This is a genomic window from Methyloprofundus sp., assembly GCF_965251085.1.
In the GTDB taxonomy this organism is placed as follows: domain Bacteria; phylum Pseudomonadota; class Gammaproteobacteria; order Methylococcales; family Methylomonadaceae; genus Methyloprofundus.
In genome coordinates this window covers 342,919-361,908 of sequence record NZ_OZ252594.1, presented here as the reverse complement: position 1 = coordinate 361,908, position 18,990 = coordinate 342,919, and the positions used below count along the sequence as shown (strand labels likewise).

At 41.2% G+C, this 18,990-nt stretch carries 27 protein-coding genes; all 27 read right to left on the bottom strand.

Going from position 1 to position 18,990, the window contains the following annotated elements; translation table 11 throughout:
* Positions 1–6: 6 nt before the first annotated feature.
* A complete protein-coding gene (gene secY, locus ACQY3F_RS01780; RefSeq protein ID WP_428353211.1) occupies positions 7–1,308 on the bottom strand; it encodes a preprotein translocase subunit SecY in 1,302 nt (433 codons plus the stop codon).
* 23 nt (positions 1,309–1,331) lie between these two features.
* A complete protein-coding gene (rplO, locus tag ACQY3F_RS01775) occupies positions 1,332–1,766 on the bottom strand; it encodes a 50S ribosomal protein L15 (protein WP_428353210.1) in 435 nt (144 codons plus the stop codon).
* A complete protein-coding gene (gene rpmD / locus ACQY3F_RS01770; protein WP_428353209.1) occupies positions 1,766–1,951 on the bottom strand; it encodes a 50S ribosomal protein L30 in 186 nt (61 codons plus the stop codon). Before rpmD ends, rplO begins: the two co-directional genes overlap by 1 nt.
* Positions 1,952–1,956: 5 nt before the next feature.
* Complete coding sequence (rpsE, locus tag ACQY3F_RS01765) at positions 1,957–2,463, bottom strand: 30S ribosomal protein S5 (protein ID WP_428353208.1); 507 nt, start codon at positions 2,461–2,463, stop codon at positions 1,957–1,959.
* Positions 2,464–2,472: 9 nt separating this feature from the next.
* Entirely contained in the window at positions 2,473–2,826 is a 354-nt protein-coding gene (gene rplR / locus ACQY3F_RS01760; RefSeq protein WP_428353207.1) for a 50S ribosomal protein L18, read from the bottom strand.
* Between the two features lie 9 nt (positions 2,827–2,835).
* Positions 2,836–3,369: a 50S ribosomal protein L6 gene (gene rplF, locus ACQY3F_RS01755; RefSeq protein WP_428353206.1), complete on the bottom strand. Its 534-nt coding sequence runs from the start codon at positions 3,367–3,369 to the stop codon at positions 2,836–2,838.
* 12 nt (positions 3,370–3,381) lie between these two features.
* Positions 3,382–3,777, bottom strand: coding sequence for a 30S ribosomal protein S8 (rpsH, locus tag ACQY3F_RS01750; RefSeq protein WP_428353205.1), 396 nt, complete (start codon positions 3,775–3,777; stop codon positions 3,382–3,384).
* A gap of 28 nt (positions 3,778–3,805) precedes the next feature.
* Positions 3,806–4,111, bottom strand: coding sequence for a 30S ribosomal protein S14 (rpsN, locus tag ACQY3F_RS01745; RefSeq protein ID WP_428353204.1), 306 nt, complete (start codon positions 4,109–4,111; stop codon positions 3,806–3,808).
* A 5-nt stretch (positions 4,112–4,116) separates the two neighbouring features.
* Entirely contained in the window at positions 4,117–4,656 is a 540-nt protein-coding gene (rplE, locus tag ACQY3F_RS01740; RefSeq protein WP_428353203.1) for a 50S ribosomal protein L5, read from the bottom strand.
* A gap of 8 nt (positions 4,657–4,664) precedes the next feature.
* Positions 4,665–4,979, bottom strand: a complete 315-nt coding sequence (rplX, locus tag ACQY3F_RS01735; protein WP_428353202.1) for a 50S ribosomal protein L24 — start codon at positions 4,977–4,979, stop codon at positions 4,665–4,667.
* 13 nt (positions 4,980–4,992) lie between these two features.
* Complete coding sequence (gene rplN / locus ACQY3F_RS01730; protein WP_428353201.1) at positions 4,993–5,361, bottom strand: 50S ribosomal protein L14; 369 nt, start codon at positions 5,359–5,361, stop codon at positions 4,993–4,995.
* A 44-nt stretch (positions 5,362–5,405) separates the two neighbouring features.
* The gene (gene rpsQ / locus ACQY3F_RS01725) at positions 5,406–5,666 is read right to left on the bottom strand and encodes a 30S ribosomal protein S17 (RefSeq protein WP_428353200.1); all 261 of its coding nucleotides are present in this window, start codon (positions 5,664–5,666) and stop codon (positions 5,406–5,408) included.
* Positions 5,666–5,860 carry a 50S ribosomal protein L29 gene (gene rpmC / locus ACQY3F_RS01720; protein WP_428357582.1) on the bottom strand — a complete coding sequence of 65 codons (195 nt, stop codon included), beginning with the start codon at positions 5,858–5,860 and terminating at the stop codon, positions 5,666–5,668. Before rpmC ends, rpsQ begins: the two co-directional genes overlap by 1 nt.
* A complete protein-coding gene (gene rplP / locus ACQY3F_RS01715; RefSeq protein ID WP_428353199.1) occupies positions 5,860–6,273 on the bottom strand; it encodes a 50S ribosomal protein L16 in 414 nt (137 codons plus the stop codon). The genes rpmC and rplP overlap by 1 nt, the downstream gene beginning before the upstream one ends.
* 16 nt (positions 6,274–6,289) lie before the next feature.
* Positions 6,290–6,964, bottom strand: coding sequence for a 30S ribosomal protein S3 (gene rpsC / locus ACQY3F_RS01710; protein WP_428353198.1), 675 nt, complete (start codon positions 6,962–6,964; stop codon positions 6,290–6,292).
* A 10-nt stretch (positions 6,965–6,974) separates the two neighbouring features.
* Positions 6,975–7,310, bottom strand: coding sequence for a 50S ribosomal protein L22 (gene rplV, locus ACQY3F_RS01705; RefSeq protein ID WP_428353197.1), 336 nt, complete (start codon positions 7,308–7,310; stop codon positions 6,975–6,977).
* 9 nt (positions 7,311–7,319) lie between these two features.
* Positions 7,320–7,592: a 30S ribosomal protein S19 gene (gene rpsS / locus ACQY3F_RS01700; RefSeq protein WP_428353196.1), complete on the bottom strand. Its 273-nt coding sequence runs from the start codon at positions 7,590–7,592 to the stop codon at positions 7,320–7,322.
* Between the two features lie 15 nt (positions 7,593–7,607).
* Positions 7,608–8,435 carry a 50S ribosomal protein L2 gene (gene rplB / locus ACQY3F_RS01695; RefSeq protein ID WP_428353195.1) on the bottom strand — a complete coding sequence of 276 codons (828 nt, stop codon included), beginning with the start codon at positions 8,433–8,435 and terminating at the stop codon, positions 7,608–7,610.
* 31 nt (positions 8,436–8,466) lie between these two features.
* On the bottom strand, positions 8,467–8,763 hold the full coding sequence (rplW, locus tag ACQY3F_RS01690; protein WP_428353194.1) for a 50S ribosomal protein L23: 297 nt from the start codon (positions 8,761–8,763) through the stop codon (positions 8,467–8,469).
* A complete protein-coding gene (gene rplD / locus ACQY3F_RS01685) occupies positions 8,760–9,380 on the bottom strand; it encodes a 50S ribosomal protein L4 (protein ID WP_428353193.1) in 621 nt (206 codons plus the stop codon). Before rplD ends, rplW begins: the two co-directional genes overlap by 4 nt.
* A gap of 3 nt (positions 9,381–9,383) precedes the next feature.
* Positions 9,384–10,034, bottom strand: coding sequence for a 50S ribosomal protein L3 (gene rplC, locus ACQY3F_RS01680; protein WP_428353192.1), 651 nt, complete (start codon positions 10,032–10,034; stop codon positions 9,384–9,386).
* Positions 10,035–10,058: 24 nt separating this feature from the next.
* Positions 10,059–10,370, bottom strand: a complete 312-nt coding sequence (gene rpsJ / locus ACQY3F_RS01675) for a 30S ribosomal protein S10 (protein ID WP_080524450.1) — start codon at positions 10,368–10,370, stop codon at positions 10,059–10,061.
* Positions 10,371–10,375: 5 nt separating this feature from the next.
* Entirely contained in the window at positions 10,376–11,596 is a 1,221-nt protein-coding gene (tuf, locus tag ACQY3F_RS01670) for an elongation factor Tu (RefSeq protein WP_428353191.1), read from the bottom strand.
* 29 nt (positions 11,597–11,625) lie between these two features.
* Positions 11,626–13,719: an elongation factor G gene (gene fusA, locus ACQY3F_RS01665; protein ID WP_428353190.1), complete on the bottom strand. Its 2,094-nt coding sequence runs from the start codon at positions 13,717–13,719 to the stop codon at positions 11,626–11,628.
* A gap of 18 nt (positions 13,720–13,737) precedes the next feature.
* On the bottom strand, positions 13,738–14,208 hold the full coding sequence (gene rpsG / locus ACQY3F_RS01660; protein ID WP_428353189.1) for a 30S ribosomal protein S7: 471 nt from the start codon (positions 14,206–14,208) through the stop codon (positions 13,738–13,740).
* A gap of 43 nt (positions 14,209–14,251) precedes the next feature.
* Positions 14,252–14,626 (bottom strand): 30S ribosomal protein S12, encoded by a 375-nt coding sequence (gene rpsL, locus ACQY3F_RS01655; protein ID WP_428353188.1) that lies wholly within the window; start codon positions 14,624–14,626, stop codon positions 14,252–14,254.
* 120 nt (positions 14,627–14,746) lie between these two features.
* On the bottom strand, positions 14,747–18,961 hold the full coding sequence (rpoC, locus tag ACQY3F_RS01650) for a DNA-directed RNA polymerase subunit beta' (RefSeq protein ID WP_428353187.1): 4,215 nt from the start codon (positions 18,959–18,961) through the stop codon (positions 14,747–14,749).
* Positions 18,962–18,990 lie beyond the last annotated feature (29 nt).

Here is an 18,990-nt window from a genome sequence, read left to right as displayed (position 1 = left end):
GATTAATTATCTTTTTAAATTTGCTTTGTTCATCAGACCATCATATTGTTGTGACATTAGATGTGTTTGCATTTGCGAAACAAAATCCATGACCACCACCACAATAATCAGTAATGATGTACCACCAAAATAAAAAGGTACATTCCAATAAACAATTAAAAACTCAGGTAATAAACAAACTGCGGTTATATAAAAAGCACCAATCAACGTCAAACGTGTCATGACCTTGTCTATATAAATAGCTGTTTGCTCCCCTGGTCTGATTCCAGGCAAAAAAGCACCTGATTTTTTTAAATTATCTGCAGTCTCTGTTGAATTAAATACCAGCGCGGTATAAAAGAAACAGAAGAATACAATTGCTATCGTATATAGCATTACATATAGCGGCTGCCCTGGCGATATCGATGTAGCAATATCCTGCAACCAGCCCATACCCTCGGAACTACTAAACCAGCCAGCAATTGTCGCCGGAAATAAAATGATACTTGAAGCAAAAATAGGCGGAATAACCCCAGCCATATTAAGCTTTAAAGGCAAGAAACTACTTTGCCCAGCATACATTCTTTTACCCTGCTGTCTTTTCGGATAGTTGATAACAATTCGTCTTTGCCCACGCTCTACAAATACAACCAAGGCAGTAACAGCCATAGCTAATAAGAACAACAAGACAATAAACGCACCGTTTAACTCTCCCGTTCTTGCTAACTCAAGTGTGCCACCTATTGCAGAAGGTAATCCAGATACGATACCGGCAAAAATAATCAGCGATATACCATTACCTAAACCACGCTCGGTTATTTGCTCACCTAGCCACATTAAGAATATTGTTCCCGCAACCAATGTAATAGCAGTAATCACTATAAACTGAATGCCTGGGTTAATAACCACAGGTAAACCACCAGCGGTCTGGTTTTGCAATGCTACAGAAACACCAATCGCTTGAAAAGTTGCCAAGACTACCGTTCCATAACGCGTATATTGCGATATCTTGCGGCGACCTGACTCACCTTCTTTCTTAATCTGCTCTAGTTGCGGAATAACTATCGCCATCAACTGCATAATAATAGAAGCAGAAATGTACGGCATAATTCCCAATGCAAACAGACTTAATCTTTTTAATGCTCCACCAGAAAACATGTTGAACATATCAAAGATAGAACCTTCCTGCTGTTTGAACATCAAAGCCAGCGCTTGAGGATCAATACCCGGAACAGGGATATGCGCCCCTACCCGGTAAACAAAAAAAGCGCCGAGAACGAATAATAGCCTTGACCGCAATTCAGAAGTTTTATCTAATTGCTCTTTCATTTGCGCGCGTGATCTACTCACTTTTATTCCTCTATTTTTCCACCAGCAGCTTCAACACTTGCCTTCGCGCCAGCTGTCGCTTTAATACCTTGCAAGGTAACTGCAGAGCTTATTTCACCAGACTTAATTAGCTTCGCTACTTTTGTAAAAGCAGGCACTACATCGGCTTTTATTAAATCTGCTAACGTTACAACTTGCTGATTTAGCTTTTGAATTTCACTCAATCTTACTTCAGAAGTAAATTTAGATTTTCTTGCAGTAAAACCAACTTTAGGTAAACGTCTTTGCAAAGGCATTTGACCACCTTCAAAACCCACCTTGTGAAATCCACCACTACGTGATTTTTGACCCTTATGGCCGCGACCACAGGTTTTGCCGAAAGTTGAACCGATTCCTCGGCCGACTCTCTTGCGATCTTTCTTAGAACCTTCAGCAGGTTTGATTGTATTTAAATACATTAGACTTCCTCTACTGTAAGCATATAAGAGACTTTATTGATCATGCCTCTATTTTCAACAGTATCGATTACTTCAACCGTATGGTTTATACGCCTTAAACCTAAACCCTGTAGACAGGCTTTATGTTTTTTCAAGCGACCAATACTGCTCTTTGTCATTGTTACGCGTAATTTTTTATCAGCCATGTCGATTACCCCGTGATTTGTTCAACTGACAAACCACGTTTTGCAGCGATTTGTTCAGCATTATTCATTTTCGCCAGGCCATCAATTGTTGCTCGCACAACATTGATTGGATTATTAGTCCCGATACATTTAGCTAGAACATTATGCACGCCGACAGCTTCAAACACTGCTCGCATAGGTCCACCAGCAATAATACCGGTACCTTCTGTTGCAGGCTGCATAAATACTTTTGCTGCACCAACTTCTGACATAATTGAATATTGCAGTGTTTCGCCTTTAAGCGCAACCTTATGCATATTTTTTCTTGCTTGCTCTAGTGATTTTTGTATCGCTATGGGTACTTCTTTTGCCTTACTTACCCCATATCCAACATTACCATCACCATCGCCTACTACTGTTAGCGCAGTAAAACCAAAAACTCTACCGCCTTTTACAACTTTTGCGACTCGACGTACAGAAACTAATTTTTCCTGTAACCCATCCGAATTCGCTTGTTGAGATGCATTTGCCATTATTATCCCCTAGAACTTCAAGCCAGCTTCGCGAGCAGCATCTGCTAATGCTTTTACACGACCATGATATTTAAAACCAGAACGATCAAAAGTAACTTCAGTAATACCTGCAGCGATAGCCTTATCCGCTACTGCTTTACCTACTAAAACCGCTGATTCAACATTACCAGTACTCTTAACTGCTGACTTAATATCAGCCTGAGTAGTAGATGCGCTAGCTACTGTAATAGTTCCATTCTCAGTAATTATCTGAGCGTATATGTGTTTCGATGTTTTATGCACTGATAAGCGATTATCACCCAATCTTTTAATATTGGATCTAATCTTAAGTGCTCTTTTCATTCGAGATGCTTTTTTATTCATTTTGTTAGCCTATTTTTTCTTAGCGTCTTTTCTAACAATATGCTCATCAGCATACTTAACACCTTTACCTTTATAAGGCTCAGGCGGACGATACGCTCTGATATCCGCAGATACAGCACCAACAAGTTGCTTATCAATACCTTTAACAACTATTTCAGTTTGACTTGGCGCTTCAATAACAATACCTTCAGGCATTGAAAATTCAATTGGATGTGAGAAACCCAGGTTCATGCTTAAAACTTTTCCTTTAACCTGTGCTCTATAACCAACACCCACTAAGGTTAATTTCTTTTCAAAGCCTTGCGTTACTCCGGAAACCATATTAGCAACATTTGCGCGAGTTGTTCCTGCTAACGCCGTTGCTTTTTTATTGGCTTGATCCCACTTCATATTAATAGTCGAATCAGACAAATCAAACTCAACCATTTGATGTATTGGCATGCTTAACTGTCCTTTAGACCCTTTAACAGAAACTGTAGAACCCTCTACTTTAACTTCAACGCCCGCTGGAATAGTGATAGGGCTTTTTGCGATTCTAGACATAATTAACCCCCCTTAACAAACGGTGCAAAGTACTTCACCGCCATGACCGATTGCACGAGCCGCGCGATCTGTCATAACACCTTTAGAAGTAGATACGATTGCAACACCCAAACCACCCAAAACCTTAGGTAGTTCGTCTTTAGATTTGTAAACTCGTAATCCAGGCTTACTAATACGCTTTACCTTTTCGATTACCGGCTTACCATTGTAATACTTTAACTCTACTGACATAGATACATGCGTACCGTTTGTTTCAGTAGAATAATTAGTTATATAACCTTCATCCTTTAAAACTTGCGCAATGGCAACTTTAAGTTTGGAAGATGGCATATTAACGTTAAATTTTCCTGCAGACTGCCCATTTCTAATGCGGGTAAGCATGTCTGCAACTGGATCTGTCATGCTCATATTATTTTCTCCAATTCGTACTAGTCGATTACCAGCTGGCTTTTGACAAGCCTGGTACATCCCCACGCATAGTGGCTTCTCTAAGCTTGTTTCTGCTCAGGCCAAATTTGCGATAAAAACCATGAGGACGGCCGGTGATATTACATCTATTACGCAAACGCGCTGCACAAGAATCTCTAGGCAACTTCTGCAATGCTAGACTAGCTTCATCCTTTTCCTGAATTGAAGTATTAGGATCTCTGATGATTTCTTTTAAAGAAGCTCTTTTTGCTTCGTACTGTTTTACCAGTTTAACTCGCTTATTTTCACGAGCTATCATTGATTTCTTAGCCATAACTGTTAGCTCTTAAATGGAAAATTAAACTGCTTCAACAACGCAAGACCTTCTTCATTAGTTGATGCGGTTGTAGTGATACAAATGTCCATACCACGCAAAGTATCAATCTTATCGTAATCAATCTCGGGAAAGATAATTTGCTCGGTAACACCCATGCTGTAATTGCCACGTCCATCAAAGCTTTTAGGGCTGAGTCCTCTAAAATCACGAATTCGTGGAATCGCTATACTAATAAGGCGATCTAAGAATTCATACATTTTGTCAGATCTAAGCGTTACTTTGCAGCCGATTGGCATATCATCACGTATTTTAAAGCCCGCGATGGACTTACGTGACAGTGTAACAACTGGTTTTTGACCACTTATTTTTTCCATATCACCAAGCGCAGCCTGAACAACTTTCTTGTCGGCAACTGCTTCACCCAAACCCATGTTTAAAGTGATTTTAGTAATTTTAGGAGCTTGCATTATTGATGTGTATTTAAACTCTTCCATCAATGCAGGCAGTACTTTTTGTTTATAATCTTCTTGTAATCTAGCCATGATTATACCTACACATCAATAATTTCATTATTAGATTTAAAATAACGGACTTTCTTGCCATCATCTAACGTTTTAAAGCCTACTTTATCTGCTTTCTTTGCAGCAGCATTATATAGAGCAACATTTGATTGATGGATAGGCATTTCTTTTTCAATTATGCCTCCTTGAACTCCAGCATTAGGGTTTGGTTTTTGATGTTTTTTAACTTGATTAACACCTTCAACCAGAACCTTTTCGTTCAAGAATTTATTGATCCGTCCTCGTTTGCCCTTATCTTTACCGATAAGAACGATGACCTCGTCACCTTGTTTAAGTTTTTGCATATTTATAAGACCCTTACAATACTTCTGGCGCTAGAGAAATTATTTTCATAAAATTCTCATTTCTTAACTCACGTGTCACTGGCCCAAAAATACGTGTGCCTAGTGGTTGAAGTTGAGCGTTTAATATAACCGCTGCATTGCCATCAAATCTTATAAGCGAGCCATCAGCTCTACGTACACCTTTTTTGGTACGCACAACTAAAGCATTGTAAACTTCGCCTTTCTTAACTCTGCCGCGTGGGATAGCGTCTTTAATACTGACTTTAATAATATCCCCAATCGCAGCATACCGTCTATGCGACCCGCCGAGAACTTTGATACACATGACCTTTTTTGCGCCGCTATTATCAGCGACATCAAGGTTAGTTTGCATCTGAATCATTATTTAATACCTGGTTACTTTTACTTGTTATTTAAAACAGTTGATCAGCTTACTTTCGTAACAACTTCAACTAATTTAAACGTTTTATTTTTTGAATACGGACGACATGAAGTAATTGACACTACATCACCTTCGTTACATTGATTACTTTCATCATGTGCGAATAATTTTGTAGATCTTCTTATGTATTTACCGTAAACAGGATGTTTAACTAGTCGCTCCACTAAAACAGTGACTGTTTTATCCATTTTGTTACTTACTACACGCCCAGTGATGGTGCGTATTTTTTCTGCATTATCACTCATTATGCTTTTCTCGCCATTTCATTTACGATCGTTTGCACACGCGCAATATTTCTTCTAACCTTTTTTACCTGGTCAGGTTTACTCAATTGCCCTGTGCTTTTTTGCATACGTAAATTAAATTGTTCACGTCCTAATTCAACCAAAGTTGAATTTAGTTCTTCTGCACTTTTCTGACGTAATTCACTTACTTTCATCACAGTACCGTCCTAACTATAAATTTAGTTTTAACAGGTAATTTCGCCGCCGCTAAAGCAAATGCTTCACGTGCTATCTCTTCAGGCACACCCTGTAATTCATATAACATTGTTCCTGGTTTAATTTGAGCTATCCAGTATTCAACACTACCTTTACCTTTACCCATACGAACCTCTAAAGGCTTTTTGGTAATCGGCTTATCTGGAAAAATTCTAATCCAAAGTTTTCCATCACGCTTACAATGTCTGCTTATAGTTCTACGTGCCGCTTCAATTTGACGTGCAGTAATTCTGCCTCGATCAAGTGATTTAAGCCCATATTCACCAAAGCTAACTGATGATCCACGAACAGCAATACCTGTGTTTCTTAATTTATGCTGTTTACGAAATTTTGTTCTTTTAGGTTGAAGCATGGTATTTTTCCTTCACCTATTTCTTAGTTTTAGTTTTTTCTGAATTTTCTAAAGCAGGGTCTGTGTTAAACACCTCTCCTTTAAAAATCCAGACTTTAATACCAATAATACCGTAAGTAGTATTGGCCTCAGCGACACCGTAATCAATATCAGCTCTTAAGGTATGCAAAGGCACACGGCCTTCTCTATACCATTCGCTACGAGCAATTTCTGCACCGTTCAAACGACCGCCAAGATTAATTTTGATACCTTCAGCACCTAAACGCATAGAATTCGTAACCGCACGCTTCATAGCACGACGATACATAATTCTTTTCTCTAATTGCTGTGCAACGCTCTCAGCAACTAATTTTGCATCAAGCTCAGGCTTTCTAATTTCTTCAACGTTGATTTGCACCGGAATCCCCATTATCTTGGAGACCTCTTTGCGCAACAAATCGATATCTTCGCCTTTTTTACCGATAACAATACCAGGGCGTGCCGTATGTATTGTTATATGCGCGTTATTCGCAGGGCGGTTAATTTGAATACGACTTACAGATGCATGCGCTAATTTCTTAGCGACATAATCACGTACCGTTAAATCCTGGTGCAAAAAAACTGGATAATCCTTGCTATTTGCATACCATCTAGAAGTGAAATCCTTGACTATTCCTAGTCTGATCCCGGTTGGATGTACTTTTTGACCCATTTTTTTGCCCCTACTCGAACTCTGCGACTTTAACTGTAATATGACAAGTGCGTTTCAAAATATGATTTGCACGACCTTTTGCTCTCGCTCTAAAGCGCTTAAGCGTTGTAGCTTCATCTACAAATACAGTTGAAACTTTTAACTCGTCAATATCTGCACTTTCATTATGCTCTGCATTGGCAAGAGCTGACTCAAGTACTTTCTTCATAATCGCAGCTGCTTTTTTAGTACTGAATTTCAATACATTCAAAGCTTCTTCGACTTCCAGTCCGCGGATTTGATCTGCTACCAATCTTGCTTTTTGAGCTGACATTGGCGCATTACTTAATTTAGCTGAAACTTCCATAACTCACCCTTATTTTGACTTTCTATCAGCCAAATGGCCTCTGTATGTACGAGTCGGCGCAAATTCACCTAGCTTATGGCCTACCATATTTTCCGAAACTAGTACGGGAATATGCTGGCGACCATTATGCACGGCTATGGTTAAGCCTAGCATTTCAGGTGAGATCATTGATCGTCTAGACCAAGTCTTAATCGGTTTCCTACTATTACTACTGACAGCATCATCAACTTTTTTCTGTAAATGATGATCAATAAAAGGACCTTTTTTAATTGAACGTGGCACTTTATAAATTCCTCTCTAACGCTTGTTACGACGCCTAACAATCATCTTGTCAGTACGCTTGTTTTTTCTGGTTTTATAACCTTTAGTGGGCATACCCCAGGGAGATACAGGATGTCTACCACCTGAAGTTCTTCCTTCACCACCACCGTGCGGATGATCTACCGGATTCATTACCACACCACGAACAGTTGGACGCACACCGCGCCATCTAGATGCACCTGCTTTACCAAGTGATCTTAGATTGTGTTCAGAGTTTGATACTTCACCAATAACCGCTTTACAATCTGCTAATACTTTACGCATTTCGCCTGAACGCAAACGCAAAGTAACATGCGCACCTTCTTTAGCAACTAGCTGCGCTGATGTTCCCGCACTACGCGCCATTTGCGCGCCTTTGCCTGGCTTAAGCTCAACACAATGAATGATAGAACCTAAAGGCATATTACGCATAGACATGCAATTTCCTGCTTTAACAGGTGCATTTTCTGAAGAAATAATCTCCTGCCCAGCGACCACACCCTTAGGTGCGATAATATATGTACGCTCACCATCTTTATATAAGACTAACGCAATATTAGCTGTTCTATTAGGATCATATTCAAGACGTTCTACAACACCAGGAATATCAAGCTTATTACGCTTAAAGTCTATAATACGGTAGCTTTGCTTATGCCCACCGCCAATGTGTCTAGTAGTGATGCGCCCATTATTATTACGCCCACCACTCTTAGTTTTTTTTCTTATTAATGCAGCATGCGGCTTACCTTTATGCAATCCTTCATGCTTTATTCTTACGACAAACCTAGAACCTGGCGATGTCGGTTTTGATTTTACAATAGCCATTTACTCAACCGTTTATATTCTTATACTTTCGTTATGCTGCCGAGAAATCTATATCATGACCTGGTTTAAGCTTTACATATGCTTTTTTCCAGTCCGATCTCTTGCCCATAAAGCGACCAAATCTTTTTGTTTTACCTTTAACATTTAACAGTTGAACTTTTTCAACCTCAACGTTAAACATTAACTCTACAGATTTTTTCACTTGTAATTTTGTCGCCTGATTTGCTACTTTAAAAACAAATCTATTGTCAGTCTCTGCTGCAACCGTGCTCTTTTCAGAGACAACCGGCGCTTTAATGACATTTGAAAGATTAAACTCTACACTCATGATAACCGCGCCTCAATTGCTTTCAACGCTGCAGGTGTAGCGATAACACTATCCGCAGCAATTAACATAACAGGATCAAGTTCGTTTGCAGTGGTAACTTCCAGGTTTGCAATATTTCTTGAAGACAAGTATATATTTTCAGTTAACTCATCCGCAATAATTAAAACCCGACTTTTACTCAAGTCTTTCAATTTTGCAACTAACTCTTTTGTTTTTGGAGTCGAAGGCATAATATCTTCACTTGCTACCAAACGATTCTGACGTAGCAATTCAGATAAAATGGAACGAATTCCCGCACGATACATTTTTTTATTCAGCTTTTGATCAAAAGATCTTGGCTGAGCAGCAAATGTCGCACCACCACCCTTCCAAAGTGGACTTCGAATTGTACCACATCTAGCTTTACCCGAACCTTTTTGTTTCCATGGCTTTGCTCCGCCACCACTCACAGCCGCTCTATTTTTTTGTGCTTTAGTGCCTGAACGCAGGCCAGCCATGCCTTTCACAGCTAATTGATGGATCAGAGCTTCATTATATTCACGCCCAAAAACATCCGCACTAACCTCTACTTCACCCGCAGAGTCTGCACTATTAAGTGCTGGTATTATGACACTCATGACCTATCCTTTATTTTTTTTCTTTACTGCTGGCGTTAATATTACATCGCCACCTTTAGCACCAGGAACCGCACCTTTTACTAATATAAGATTTCTTTCGGTATCAATAGAATGAATAGTCAAGTTTTGCGTGGTAACCGTTTCCGCTCCCATATGCCCTGACATTTTCTTACCTTTGAATACTCTACCCGGCGTTTGACACATACCGATAGATCCATTCGATCTATGCGATATCGAGTTACCGTGCGTTGCATCCTGCATTTGAAAATTGTGCCGCTTTACACCACCCTGAAAACCTTTACCGATACTAGTACCCTGAACATCAATAATCTGTCCATCAGCAAAAATTCCAGCCGTTAATTCAGAACCAACTTGCAGATCAGCACCTTCACCCTCATTTAATCTGAATTCCCACAAGCCACGACCCGCTGTCATATTTGCTGCTGCATAATGACCCGCCATCGCTTTACCAACTTTCGATGATTTCTTTTCACCCGCAGCAACCTGTACTGCGCGATAACCATCCGTTTCTAGCCCTTTAAGCTGAGAAACCCTATTTGAATCTATTTGTATAACCGAAACAGGCACCGACACACCATCTTCTGTAAAGACACGTGTCATTCCACATTTACGACCAATTAGACCTAATGACATAATTAAACCCTCAAACTTCTAAGCTTAAATAAGCTTTATTTTAACGTCGACACCCGCTGCTAAATCTAATTTCATTAGCGTATCAACCGTCTTATCGGTCGGCTCGATAATATCAAGCAGACGTTTGTATGTTCTCAATTCATATTGATCACGCGCATCTTTATTTACATGCGGAGACGTTAGAATTGTAAAACGCTCGTGTTTTGTTGGTAGCGGAATAGGCCCTTTAACTTGCGCACCTGTTCTTTTTGCTGTTTCAACAATTTCACCTGCAGACTGATCAATTAATTTATGATCAAATGCTTTCAGGCTTATTCTAATTGTTTGACTTGACATATTTATTACTCAATAACTTTAGCAACAACACCCGCACCAACGGTACGGCCACCTTCACGAATCGCAAAACGCAAACCTTCTTCCATCGCAATCGGTGCGATCAAGGTTACTTCTACTGATACGTTATCGCCAGGCATCACCATTTCTGTTCCTGCTGGCAATTCAACTGCGCCGGTTACATCGGTTGTTCTGAAATAGAACTGCGGACGATAGCCATTGAAGAATGGTGTATGACGACCCCCTTCATCCTTTGCAAGCACATATATTTCAGCCGAGAATTTTGTATGCGGCGTAATTGTCCCCACATGCGCTAATACCTGACCACGCTCAACGTCTTCACGCTTGGTTCCTCTTAACAAGATACCTACGTTGTCACCCGCCTGCCCCTGATCAAGCAGTTTGCGGAACATCTCCACGCCGGTACAAGTCGTTTTAGTTGTATCTTTGATACCAACAATTTCAATTTCTTCGCCAACCTTGACAACACCACGCTCAATACGCCCTGTTACTACGGTTCCACGACCCGAAATTGAAAACACATCTTCAATCGGCATCAGGAAAGCACCTTCCGTTGCTCTCTCTGGCTCGGGAATATAACTATCTAAAGCATCTACTAGCCTTTCAATAGATGGCACACCCAAATCACTAGTGTCACCTTCAAGACCTTTTAAGGCAGAACCAACAATGATGGGCGTATCATCACCCGGGAATTCGTATTGGTCTAGAATTTCGCGAATTTCCATTTCCACCAATTCCAGCATTTCTAAATATTCTTCAGTTCCCACGCCACCACAATCTTCTGCAAGCAGGTCAGCTTTATTCAGGAACACTACGATATAAGGAACACCCACCTGTCTTGATAACAGGATATGCTCTCTTGTTTGTGGCATAGGACCATCTGTCGCGCCACACACCAGAATAGCACCATCCATTTGCGCCGCACCGGTAATCATGTTTTTCACATAATCCGCGTGACCTGGACAATCTACATGTGCGTAGTGACGGTTTTCTGATTCGTACTCTACATGCGATGTTGCAATGGTAATTCCACGCTCACGCTCTTCAGGTGCATTATCAATTTGATCAAATGCCTTGACTTCTCCACCCAATTTCTCCGCCATCACTTTTGTAAGCGCAGCAGTCAGTGTTGTTTTACCGTGATCAACGTGACCAATCGTGCCGACGTTTACGTGTGGTTTATTACGTTCAAATTTTTCTTTAGCCATTAGCCAATACCTTTTTTAAATATCAATTCTTATGAAGTTTTTTGTATAATTGCATCTGCAATTTTCGCAGGCGTCTCATTATATTTTTCAAATTGCATACTGTAAGTAGCACGCCCTTGAGTTGCCGAACGCAGGTCAGTTGCATAACCAAACATTTCAGCTAACGGCACTTCGCAGTTAATTGTCTTACCTATTGACGTATCTTCCATCCCTAGAACTATACCTCTACGCCTATTCACATCTCCTACCACATCTCCCATATATTCTTCGGGAGTCACGATCTCTACTTTCATAATTGGCTCGAGCAAAACTGGCTTAGCCTGTTTTGTACCATCCCTAAAAGCCATAGACCCGGCAATGGAAAAAGCCATCTCATTTGAGTCCACATCATGGTAAGAACCATCCAGCAAGGTCACCTTTACGTCCACAACAGGATACCCCGCCAAGACGCCATTTTTCATTTGCTCTTGTATTCCCTTATCAACCGCCGGGATAAACTCCTTAGGAACCGTGCCACCCGCCACTTCGCTGAAAAAAGAATAGCCAGAACCTAATTCCATGGGCTCTAGCTTAATTATTACATGTCCATATTGTCCTTTTCCGCCAGTCTGGCGAATAAACTTTCCTTCTTGCTGAACCACCTGCTTAATTGTTTCTCGATAAGAAACCTGAGGCGCTCCAACATTTAGATTGACTGCAAATTCTCTACGCATACGATCTACTAAAATCTCCAGATGCAATTCACCCATCCCCGAGATAATAACCTGGCCAGACTCCTCATCCGTCATCACATGAAAAGAAGGATCTTCTTTCATCAAACGACCTAAGGATTCAGCCATCTTATCCTGATCTACTTTGGTGCGCGCCTCAACAGCAATGGAAATAACTGGCTCCGGAAAATCCATTTTTTCCAGAATAATCTGTGCATTTTCTGCGCACAAACTTTCACCCGTTGTTACATCTTTAAAACCTACCGCTGCCGCAATATCTCCTGCTCTAACCTCGGAAACATCCTCCCGACTATTAGCATGCATTTGTAATAACCTACCCACGCGTTCGCGCTTACCCTTTAGTACGTTATATACAACACTGCCCGATGCAAGTACGCCCGAATAAACCCTAATAAAGGTTAATGAACCCACAAAAGGTTCGGTTGCTATTTTAAACGCCAACGCAGCGAAAGGCTCATCATCCGACGCATGCCTTTCAGCATAACTACCGTCTTTTAATTCACCCACAATTGCTTTTACATCTAACGGAGAAGGTAAAAAATACAGCACGCCATCTAACAGGGCTTGCACACCTTTATTTTTAAAAGCCGAACCGCAATATACCGGCGATATCTCACTACTAACCGTCCTTAACCTGAGACCTAGCTTACATTCATCAACAGATAATTTACCATCTTCCAGGTATTTTTCCATCAACTCATCATTTGCCTCTGCTGCAGCTTCAACCAGTTTTTCACGCCATTCTTCAGCCTGACTTAATAATTCAGTGGGTATCGATTCTTTATTGAACGTCATCCCCATGTTGTCTTCTTGCCAATAGATAGCTTGCATCTCTAGCAAGTCGACAATCCCGACAAAGCCATCTTCCGACCCCACAGGGATTTGCATAAGCACTGGATTTCCGCCCAGGCGAGCTTTGATTTGTTCAATCACTCTAAAGTAATCAGCACCAGAACGATCCATCTTATTGATGAAAACAATTCTCGGCACCTCATATTTATCAGCTTGTCGCCAGACCGTTTCTGACTGCGGCTCAACACCGCCTACAGCACAAAACACGGCAACAGCACCATCAAGAACCCTTAACGAGCGTTCAACTTCAATGGTGAAATCTACATGTCCTGGCGTATCAATAATATTGATACGATGCTTATCATATTGACTTTCCATGCCAGCCCAAAAACAGGTAGTTGCTGCTGAGGTAATGGTAATACCTCTTTCCTGCTCTTGCTCCATCCAATCCATAACAGCCGAACCGTCATGAACTTCACCGATCTTATGCGAGACACCTGTATAGTACAAAATACGCTCTGTCGTTGTGGTTTTACCCGCATCGATATGAGCCATAATGCCAATATTCCGATATTTCTCTATCGGCGTTACACGTGCCACGTCAAAAAACCTAAAATACTACCAGCGATAATGCGAGAAAGCTTTATTCGCTTCGGCCATTCTATGCGTATCTTCGCGTTTCTTAGCTGCAGAACCACGACCTTCCACTGCATCCATCATTTCGCCTGCCAATTTTAACGGCATGGTTTTTTCATTTCGCTTACGTGACGCTTCAATCATCCAACGCATAGCCAATGCTATTCGACGGCTTGGTCTAACTTCAATAGGCACCTGATAAGTTGCACCACCGACTCGTCTTGACTTCACTTCCACGCGAGGCTGAATATTCTCTAGTGCTTTAGTAAAAACCTCTAATGGATCTGCATGACCTTTAGCTTCAACAGTCTCAAATGCACCATAGACAATTTTTTCTGCTACTGATTTCTTCCCGTCAACCATCACCATATTCATAAATTTGGTTAGGACAACGCTACTATATCTTGGGTCTGGTAAAACTGTACGTTTTATCGCCGCTCTTCTTCTTGACATTTATATCACCAACAATTGTTCTTAAATTTTAGTTTTTTACAGCCTAGCTCTTAGGCTTTTTTGTACCGTATTTAGAACGGCCACATCTACGACTATCTACACCAGAAGTATCCAGACTTCCGCGCACAACGTGATAGCGCACACCAGGTAAATCCTTCACCCTTCCCCCACGAATTAGAACAACCGAGTGTTCTTGCAGGTTATGCCCTTCACCGCCAATATAACTACTAACTTCTGCTCCGCTAGTAAGCCTTACCCGCGCTACTTTACGTAATGCTGAATTTGGTTTTTTTGGTGTAGTGGTATACACACGCGTACAAACACCACGTCTTTGAGGACAAGCCTCAAGCGCTGGCACATTACTTTTTTCTACTTTTCTTGTGCGCGGCTTACGAACCAACTGGTTAACAGTAGCCATAAATTAAATTACTCCGTCTTGCATTATTTGCCTGTGCATAAAATACACTTAATTATTTACAATAACTCTAATGAGCAGGACATTTTATTATCCCGCCCTTCTAAAGTCAACTATTTCTTGTTATTCAGCATTCAAAGCCTGCTTAAGCGCCTCTTCAGCATCAACAACTTCTATCGCTTTAGCTTCCTCAGGCGTATTTACTGATTCAACTTTCGCTTCTTTACGCTTTCTTCTTGCCTCATGGAATGCCAAACCTGTACCTGCCGGAATTAAGCGCCCAACAATTACATTTTCTTTTAGTCCATATAGCTGATCTTTCAAGCCACGTACCGCAGCATCAGTTAATACTCTCGTCGTTTCCTGGAAAGACGCTGCTGAAACAAATGATTCCGTCGCCAAAGACGCCTTGGTAATACCTAATAACATAGGATCATAGCTGGCTGGAATTTTCCCTTCCGCTTCAAGTTTGTCATTAATTTCTTTAACAGCAACTTTTTCAACCTGATCACCTTTAGTATATGCGCTGTCTCCTGAAGCTGTAATTTCAACTTTACGCAACATCTGGCGAATAATCGCCTCGATATGCTTATCGTTAATTTTCACACCTTGCAGACGGTAAACATCCTGTATTTCTTTAACCAGGTAGGTTGTCAACTCCGTTACCCCGCGTAGACGTAGAATGTCATGTGGTGTTAATTCACCCTCAGCAATCGTTTCACCTTTATCTACAAATTCACCCTCAAATACCGTAATATGTCGCCACTTAGGTACTAGTGTTTCGTACTGCTCACCTTCCGAATCAGTAATAATAATACGCTGCTTGCCTTTAGTTTCTTTACCAAAGGCAATAGCACCAGTCGCCTCAGCTAAAATTGCAGGATCTTTGGTTTTTCTTGCTTCAAATAAATCTGCTACCCGTGGTAAACCCCCTGTAATATCACGCGTTTTACTTGACTCCTGAGGAATTCTTCCCAGCACATCTCCCACCTGAACCTCCACACCATCTTTTACTCCCAAAATTGAACCTGCGGGTAAAACATACTGCGCAGCTAGATCAGTATTTGGCAACATAACACTCTCGCCATCCGCAGTGATCAGCTTAACTAACGGACGCAAATCTTTACCGGCACTGACACGCTGCTTAGGATCTAGTACCGTAATTGAACTTACTCCGGTAACCTCATCAGACACTTCCTGAATTGACAAGCCTGGCTCAAAATCAACTAACTCAACGATACCAGCAACTTCTGTAACGACAGGATGTACGTGTGGATCCCAAGTTACAACAATATCGCCCGTGTCTACTGAACCACCATCTTTACAAGTTAATTCAGCACCATACGGGATTTTATATTTCTCTTTTTCACGTCCATACTCATCCATTACACCGACTTCACCTGATCTCGATACGGCAACTAAGTTACCAACACGATTTTCTACGGTTTTTAGGTTATGTAATTTCACAAGTCCTTTAGATTTAACCTGAACATTACTAATGGCAACTTGACGTGATGCGGCTCCACCGATATGAAAAGTCCTCATGGTAAGCTGTGTACCCGGCTCACCAATTGATTGTGCCGCAATAACACCAACAGCTTCGCCGCTATTGACCATATGCCCACGCCCCAGATCACGCCCATAACATTTAGCACAGACGCCATGACGGTTATCACAGGTAATAATTGAACGCACATAGACATCATCAATACTATGTTGCTCAAGTACAGACACTAAATGCTCATCCAGCATTGTGCCATCCTCTACCAGCACTTCCTCGGTTCCTACACTCAATACATCACCAATAACCACTCGGCCTAATACTCGCTCCGCCAATGGTTCAACAACGTCACCACCTTCGATAATCGGAGCCATTAACATGCCGTTAGCTGTGCCGCAATCTACACCATTAATCACAAGATCCTGCGCCACATCCACTAAACGACGGGTTAAATATCCAGAGTTAGCAGTTTTAAGAGCCGTATCAGCTAAACCTTTACGCGCGCCGTGTGTAGAAATAAAGTACTGTAGTACATCCAGCCCTTCACGGAAGTTCGCTGTAATCGGAGTTTCGATAATAGAGCCATCTGGTTTTGCCATTAAACCACGCATACCTGCAAGCTGCCTGATCTGTGCTGCAGAACCCCGCGCCCCAGACTCAGCCATCATAAAGATTGAGTTAAATGACTTTTGCTCTAAGATAGTACCATCATCGTCTTCGACTTTATCTGTACCTAAACCATCCATCATTACTTTGGCCACTTTTTCGTTTGCATGTGACCAGATATCAACAACTTTATTATAGCGCTCACCATCGGTTACCAAACCAGAAGAGTATTGCTCCTGAATTTCAATAACTTCCCGCTCCGCTTCCGCAAGGATACTTACTTTTTCTTTCGGAATCTCCATGTCATTGATACCAAAAGAAATACCTGAACGTGTTGCATATTTAAAACCCAGATACATAATCTGGTCAGCCAGTATTACCGTGTCTTTATTACCTAAGTGACGATAACTATAATCGAGCAGCCGTGATATATTTTTCTTGGTCATATCACAGTTGACGATTTCAAACGGCATACCTTCAGGCACAATCTCCCAGATTAAAACCCGACCAACCGTTGTTTCAAACCGCGTGGTTTTATACTCGGGCTCGCCACCTTCATTGCTTATTCTTTCAGTTATTCTTACCTGAACTTTTGATTGCAACTCAACTACTTTGGCATCTAGTGCTCTTTTGACTTCATTAATATCAAAAAAAGCTGAACCATCACCTTTAGCCTTAAGCTTTTCACGACTGATATAGTAAAGTCCTAATACCACATCCTGAGATGGATTAATAATAGGCTCTCCATTAGCTGGCGACAGAATATTATTAGTCGCCACCATCAAGATTCTTGCTTCCAACTGCGCTTCAATTGACAACGGAATATGTACCGCCATCTGATCGCCATCAAAGTCGGCATTAAATGCGCTACATACCAGCGGATGAAGATTGATCGCCTTACCTTCAATCAGGGTTGGCTCGAAAGCCTGAATTCCCAATCTATGTAATGTCGGCGCACGGTTCAGTAGTATTGGATGCTCATGAATAACTTCTTCAAGAATATCCCAGACTTCAACGCCTTCACTTTCCACCAGTTTCTTGGCAGCCTTAATCGTTGTCGCTAAACCACGTAACTGTAACTTACTAAAGATAAATGGCTTAAAAAGCTCCAGAGCCATTTTCTTAGGCAAGCCACACTGATGTAATTTCAATGTAGGCCCGACCACAATAACTGACCGACCAGAATAATCGACTCGCTTACCTAATAGATTTTGTCTAAAACGCCCCTGCTTACCTTTAATCATATCGGCAAGTGATTTTAATGGACGCCTATTAGTTCCTGTAATAGCTCTACCACGGCGACCGTTATCTAACAGGGCATCAACCGATTCTTGCAACATCCTTTTTTCATTACGAATAATGATGTCAGGGGCGCTTAAATCCAGTAGGCGATGCAAACGGTTATTTCTGTTAATAACACGTCTATATAAATCATTCAGATCCGAAGTTGCAAAACGCCCACCATCCAAGGGTACCAACGGACGTAATTCAGGTGGCAATACAGGCAGTACATTCATTACCATCCATTCTGGACGGTTAGAAGAACCTAAAAGCGACTCAAGAACTTTTAAGCGCTTGGAGAATTTTTTAATCTTGGTTTCAGAGTTTGTACTGTTAATTTCTTCTCTTAGCTGATCAACTTCAGCCTTAACATCAATAGTTTTTAACAGCGCATAGATAGCTTCTGCACCCATTTTGGCCACAAACTCATCACCATGCTCTTCAAAAGCATCTAAATATTCATCATCGGTTAACAGCTTTTTCCTTTCCAAAGGCGTCATACCTTCTTCAAGTACTACAAATGATTCAAAATACAATACACGCTCAATTTCACGCAGTGTCATATCTAACAACAGTGCAATCCTTGAGGGTAAGGATTTTAAAAACCAGATGTGTGCTACCGGGCTGGCAAGCTCGATATGCCCCATACGCTCACGGCGAACTTTGGACAAAGTAACTTCAACGCCACATTTTTCACAAATCACACCACGGTGTTTTAGACGCTTGTACTTACCACATAAACACTCGTAATCACTCACCGGGCCAAAAATTTTCGCACAGAAAAGCCCATCACGCTCGGGTTTAAAGGTACGGTAATTAATTGTTTCCGGCTTCTTAACCTCACCATATGACCAGGATCTAATCTGGTTTGGTGACGCCAAGCCTATGCTAATTTCATCAAAATCAATTGTTCTATTTTGACGTTTTAAGAAATTTAATAAATCTTTCAAGAGCTTATCCCCTTTGTGTGTAATCTGGC